General features: G+C 39.8%; 9 protein-coding genes. 1 reads left to right on the top strand and 8 read right to left on the bottom strand.

Features of this window, described 5'->3' with window-relative positions:
- Nucleotides 1–68 precede the first annotated feature (68 nt).
- From H6G76_RS36125 to H6G76_RS36090, 8 genes are all read right to left on the bottom strand, one after another.
- The gene (locus H6G76_RS36125) at nt 69–380 is read right to left on the bottom strand and encodes a DUF1257 domain-containing protein (protein ID WP_190710992.1); all 312 of its coding nucleotides are present in this window, start codon (nt 378–380) and stop codon (nt 69–71) included.
- A 71-nt stretch (nt 381–451) separates the two neighbouring features.
- Nucleotides 452–1519, bottom strand: a complete 1068-nt coding sequence (locus H6G76_RS36120; protein ID WP_190710991.1) for a hypothetical protein — start codon at nt 1517–1519, stop codon at nt 452–454.
- Nucleotides 1520–1572: 53 nt separating this feature from the next.
- Nucleotides 1573–1761: a hypothetical protein gene (locus H6G76_RS36115; RefSeq protein WP_190710990.1), complete on the bottom strand. Its 189-nt coding sequence runs from the start codon at nt 1759–1761 to the stop codon at nt 1573–1575.
- Nucleotides 1761–2021, bottom strand: coding sequence for a hypothetical protein (locus H6G76_RS36110; RefSeq protein WP_190710989.1), 261 nt, complete (start codon nt 2019–2021; stop codon nt 1761–1763). The genes H6G76_RS36115 and H6G76_RS36110 overlap by 1 nt, the downstream gene beginning before the upstream one ends.
- Complete coding sequence (locus H6G76_RS36105) at nt 2018–2218, bottom strand: hypothetical protein (protein WP_190710988.1); 201 nt, start codon at nt 2216–2218, stop codon at nt 2018–2020. The genes H6G76_RS36110 and H6G76_RS36105 overlap by 4 nt, the downstream gene beginning before the upstream one ends.
- A gap of 74 nt (nt 2219–2292) precedes the next feature.
- On the bottom strand, nt 2293–2589 hold the full coding sequence (locus H6G76_RS36100; protein ID WP_190710987.1) for a hypothetical protein: 297 nt from the start codon (nt 2587–2589) through the stop codon (nt 2293–2295).
- Nucleotides 2590–2632: 43 nt separating this feature from the next.
- Nucleotides 2633–3022, bottom strand: a complete 390-nt coding sequence (locus tag H6G76_RS36095; protein ID WP_190710986.1) for a hypothetical protein — start codon at nt 3020–3022, stop codon at nt 2633–2635.
- Between the two features lie 305 nt (nt 3023–3327).
- Complete coding sequence (locus tag H6G76_RS36090) at nt 3328–3555, bottom strand: hypothetical protein (protein WP_242056687.1); 228 nt, start codon at nt 3553–3555, stop codon at nt 3328–3330.
- A gap of 170 nt (nt 3556–3725) precedes the next feature.
- On the opposite strand from H6G76_RS36090, the gene H6G76_RS36085 reads away from it, so the two are divergent.
- Nucleotides 3726–4855, top strand: a 1130-nt coding sequence (locus tag H6G76_RS36085) for an AMP-binding protein (RefSeq protein WP_242056686.1), incomplete at its 3' end; no start/stop codon positions are given.

The following is a 4855-nucleotide window of genomic DNA, read 5'->3' as shown; positions in this document are numbered from 1 at the left end:
TTAAATCTACAATATACTTTTTCGCCATGCTCAACCCCTTTTTTGACTAGTTTATCAATTAGAGGGTATTACCCAGCAAAATTTCCTTGGTGGACTACTAGTCCTTGACCTGCTTTTGCTAAACCTGCGCCTTGGTCATACTCGCTAATCAGGCATTCGTACTCATTACCGTTCCAGAAAAACCCCAAGTCATTACTGAGACTGCTAATTTGGTTTCGGGGTACAACTATGTGGGCTGTTTGTTCCCTTTTGTCACCTCTATAGCCAAATAAATTTACTGGCTGATCATGGATTTGAGGATAAAACCCAAACCTTTGCAATGCTTCGACCAGACACGACTGGTCTTTAAACTTGACTGAGATTTTTGAGAAATGTGACATAATTTATACTTGAAAAGCAACTTTAATGAGTGCAATGTGATGAATCATTTCTCACCACACTGCACATTTTTTCATCGGAACTTAAACGCGCTCACAGTTGCCACCGTCAGCCCAACGTCAGAACTCGCAAGCTGTTGCAGATTGCGCTGCTCATCTAGCAGTTTGGCTCTGATGTCGTCCATTTTCTGCTGTAGTTGCGATCGCCCATCTGCACCCAGATTCTTATCAACAATTGCCGGGTCATCCACAATGGAATTCAAATGCTCCATCATCGACTGGAGACTACCGCCAGCTTCGGGACTAGCATTAGCTAACAGCACTTGCACCTTCTGGAGATGTTTCTGCATTTTTTGTTTGAATCTTACGGGCTTGCGTCCGGGTTCCCAGCCAGCCAACTCTTCCAACAACTGTGCGGCTAACTGTTCACCTCCAGCGATTGCCGCTTCTTTCAAACGTTGCTCTAGATTTTGGTCGTACTGTTGAATGAACTGGGTGATTTGGTTCAAGCATTGGGCTTGTTGCTCATTCAATTGTTCAGACAGTGCCGGAATGATCACGGGACGACCGACAATCACTTGCAAACAATCTTCTAACTCACTCAATGTCGGGAATGCTCTCAACAGATTCGCTTTAACTTCCGCTTGCTTATCTTGTGGCAGTTCCCAAGTATTCAACGAAATGAAGTTTTCGATTCGCTGCTGATAATCTTCCAAGCCTTGCTCGTACTCATCCTTAAGCTTGACGCGAAGTGCTGGCGCGATCGCATCTCTAATGTTGAGCAATTGACTCCACACTAAAGGAGCTAAATCAATTGGACAAATCCAATCGCCATTGTCAGATGTCATCCACTCTTGCACGGACGCAATTTCCGAGCGTAGTTGACTAGCTGCTTCATTTAGAGCTTTGAATACTTTGATGCCACGCAAACCTACTTCAGAATTCGTTACTTTAATTAAGTCTGATTCTGTACCAGAATCTTCAGATTTCAAAACATCTGCCCATTTAGGGGCTGCACTTATGGTGCTGTTTTTAATTCTGATGCTAAAGCGAATACGGGTTTTATTTAGTTTTGAGAAATTGATTCTTTCAACAGTTGCATCAGCGAGAAATGTTTCTGACGGTGCGATTGCTTGTACCATTCTTCAGTACCTCAAATTTTCATCAGTAATCAGCGAAGCGTTTCATCGGACAACTAAACAACAACCCAATAAATACCTTCCTGCCGAACCATCAGACATTGCCGATTGATTCTGGTTGTTCCCACTGCTTGTTTATTTTTGATTTGTTGAATATTTCTGATAGCCCGATAAACTATCTTTTTGGAATCACCCCTGGTAACTTTCACAGGATGCTTAACCAGTCGTGGTTTGTATTTCGACATCACAGCAACCCCATCTGCACTACAAATTGCTCTTGTGGAGGTTCATAATTCATCCCCACAACCTCCTGACATCTAATTGCCAACTTTGTAGAATTAAAAGATATTTCAGATGACTTTCGTTGATTTGGTAGTGGTGCAAATACATACTTGCTATTCTTGCCACTGCCCTCAGTTCGCACGTATCTGTATTGCACACAATCAATCAGGTAAATTTTGGAAGTGCTGAGATTTTTCGGGTCAAAAACTGGTTTTAAATTCATGATTTATTCTCCAGTTCCAAATAATAACCATTCCCTGTATTTGTAACCTTAGCTATATTTTTGGTTATCAAATCCTGAATCACAGTTTGGCTAAAAGTTAGCTCTGACAATCTAGCCTTTCCACCTCTGTTCTTAAGAAACAGCAGACAGGCATTAGAATTATCAGCAGACTTCTTAGTGCTGGTTTTGGTTGGCATATTTTTGATGGTTGAAATTGTTTGAGGTAGAAATTCAGGAATTATGAGATTAAGAACTCCTGAATTGGGAGAATTTAGCTGTAGACTTTAAGCGATGTTGCTTTACGTTTCAAATTACCATTACCATCATCACCATTGGTTGTAATAGTAGCTTGGCGGTTGCATTCTGACATCGGGCAAATGAAATCCCAATGGTTGATTTGCTGTTTGAGCCTATGCTCTACCAGCACAATTTGGTTTTTACACTTAGGGTCTTTATTGCTGATTAAAAACGCATCACCCAAGGCATAAAAACCTGTTAGAACATAATGCTTTTTGCCGCCTCCCATTAGAGCATCCCAAGCTTCTTGAAGCTCTTGCTGCTTGTTCATAAGGTTTAGTTGAATTTCTCATTGAAGATGTGCAAAGCAACATTTATGCAGCCGAACGTCTGGAAATATCTTTTGATTTTGATACAGTAATTTTCGGCTGCACATTTCCAAACGGGGTTTTGATATCTAAGGGAGTTTCTAACTGTGCTTGGAGTATTGCAACTTGGTTTAAATGCGCGTCAATTTCAGTTAAGATTTCTTCTTGAGCTTGTTGGGCTGAAAGCTGTTGTATATCGGATTCTGGTAAGTAAACAATATCCTTACTATTCTTGTGAGGCAGTAAACCGTACTGCCAGCCTGCATTACCTTCCTTTCCTATTAAGCTATCAGTGGGAATAAGTTCAATCCCTACAACTATTCCTTGTTTTGTGCGTTGACCAAATGTAAATCTTGGATAACCCCAGCCACGCGGAATCGTGATTGTTACTTGCATACAATCTCTCCTTTTGGATTATTTCTGGTTTAATCATCAAAGCGGTTTAATCTTTGATTACTGAACAATTAGCTTTCGATTTAGACTTGGCGTAGCAATACTATTTGTGCAAAAATCTTAGAAATGAATCGATTTTATTTTCTTAAGCGATCGCTAGCTGAATAAAATAGTGATCGCTTGAGTTTTTAGAACAACTTTGTGGTTAACTGCTGCCAGGACTGAATTTTTTGACAATCAAAAAGCGGTCTGCTGTTAACAAACCGCCTCCCCTCTTGATAAGTTGTCTCGAAAACTGGAAATTTATTTTATTGGGTAAATCTTGCCGATAGTTCTTCACGGGTCAATTGCAAACACAAGGGAGTAAATTCTTCGGGTGCTAGCTGTAATAAACTATCAACAATTCTCGATAGTTCCTCATTAACATAACCAAACCGAAATCTCAATAAGTTTTCTATAACTTGACGGCGTTCTTCTAGCTTTGCCTGCTGTTTAGTAGTTTCTTCCCACTGTTGATAAGCTGGCGACAAGTTCATGATTAACTCCCGGACATCTTAAGTTAAATAGTTTTGCTGTTGAAATACAACAATCCGCCAGTTAGTTTGTAACGAGGAATTCTTAGCTCTGTTTTAATTCAAAACTTTGGCTGGAAATCTGAAAGCCGAAATTTGATTGATTGTTTTAAGACTGATGAAACATAAATATTATGCGTATAAGCGTATGGTATGCTCATGCAGTAAATAGTCACTTGTTATTAGCTATGAATTCGGAAGCAGTTGAGCGCAGCATTCTCACACCTCTAACTTTTATTCAACGTAATGCTAAAGTCTATGGTCACAAAGTTGCTATTACATATAATCAAAAATCTTTTACCTACAGCGAATTTGCCCAACGAATAAACTGTTTAGCCTCTGCACTGTGTCAAGCAGGACTTGAAAAAGGAGATCGCGTTGCTTTTTTTTGCTTTAATATTCCACCAATGCTAGAAGCCCATTTTGCAGTGCCTTTAGCAGGTGGTGTTCTAGTGCCTATTAATACCCGTTTAGTTGCTCAAGAAGTTGCTTATATCTTGAATGATTGCGGTGCTAAATTCCTGTTTGTTGATACAGAGTTAGCTAACATAATTCGACCTATTCAAAGTAGTTTGGAAACGGTTAAATATATCATCAATGTCAATGACATTGAAGGGTTTTTGCCTATAGATGGAGAAGATTATGAAGCATTTCTGCAAACGGGTAAACCTACTCCTATGCCTTGGAAGATTACAGATGAAATGGAAACGATTTCTATTAATTACACTAGTGGAACTTCAGGTAAACCCAAAGGCGTAATGTACTCTCATCGTGGCGCATATCTTAACTGTTTAGGCGAAATCATTGAGACAACGTTAACCTCTGAGTCAGTTTATCTGTGGACTTTACCCATGTTTCACTGCAATGGTTGGTGTTTTACTTGGGCGGTAACTGCTATTGGCGGCACTCATCTTTGTTTACGTAAGTTCAGTCCTGGTAATATCTGGAAGTTAATTCAACAACAAGGAGTAACCCATTTAAATGCTGCACCTGTAATTTTAATTTCTCTGGTGAATCATCCAGACTGTCCGCAATTATTAGAAAAACCTTTAACTATCACTACAGCCGGCGCACCACCATCGCCAACATTGATTGAAAAACTTACTAAAATTGGCGCAAAAATTATTCATGTTTACGGTTTGACAGAAGTTTATGGCCCTTATACAGTTTGCGAATATCAATCACATTGGAATGATTTGAACATCGAAAACCGCGCCAAACTAATTGCACGTCAAGGCGTACCTTATATCAGTGCCGATGGTTT

The sequence above is a fragment of the Nostoc sp. FACHB-152 genome (genome assembly GCF_014697475.1).
Taxonomy (GTDB): Bacteria; Cyanobacteriota; Cyanobacteriia; order Cyanobacteriales; family Nostocaceae; genus Nostoc_B.
The sequence above is the reverse complement of the archived record's forward strand: the minus strand, read 5'-3'. Positions and strand labels throughout refer to the sequence as shown.

Coding starts and splice junctions, on each gene's coding strand:
- H6G76_RS36090 (WP_242056687.1), bottom strand. CDS start 3,555: ATGAACTTGTCGCCAGCTTATCAACAGTGGGAAGAAACTACTAAACAG.
- H6G76_RS36115 (WP_190710990.1), bottom strand. CDS start 1,761: ATGTCGAAATACAAACCACGACTGGTTAAGCATCCTGTGAAAGTTACC.
- H6G76_RS36105 (WP_190710988.1), bottom strand. CDS start 2,218: ATGCCAACCAAAACCAGCACTAAGAAGTCTGCTGATAATTCTAATGCC.
- H6G76_RS36110 (WP_190710989.1), bottom strand. CDS start 2,021: ATGAATTTAAAACCAGTTTTTGACCCGAAAAATCTCAGCACTTCCAAA.
- H6G76_RS36100 (WP_190710987.1), bottom strand. CDS start 2,589: ATGAACAAGCAGCAAGAGCTTCAAGAAGCTTGGGATGCTCTAATGGGA.
- H6G76_RS36095 (WP_190710986.1), bottom strand. CDS start 3,022: ATGCAAGTAACAATCACGATTCCGCGTGGCTGGGGTTATCCAAGATTT.
- H6G76_RS36125 (WP_190710992.1), bottom strand. CDS start 380: ATGTCACATTTCTCAAAAATCTCAGTCAAGTTTAAAGACCAGTCGTGT.
- H6G76_RS36120 (WP_190710991.1), bottom strand. CDS start 1,519: ATGGTACAAGCAATCGCACCGTCAGAAACATTTCTCGCTGATGCAACT.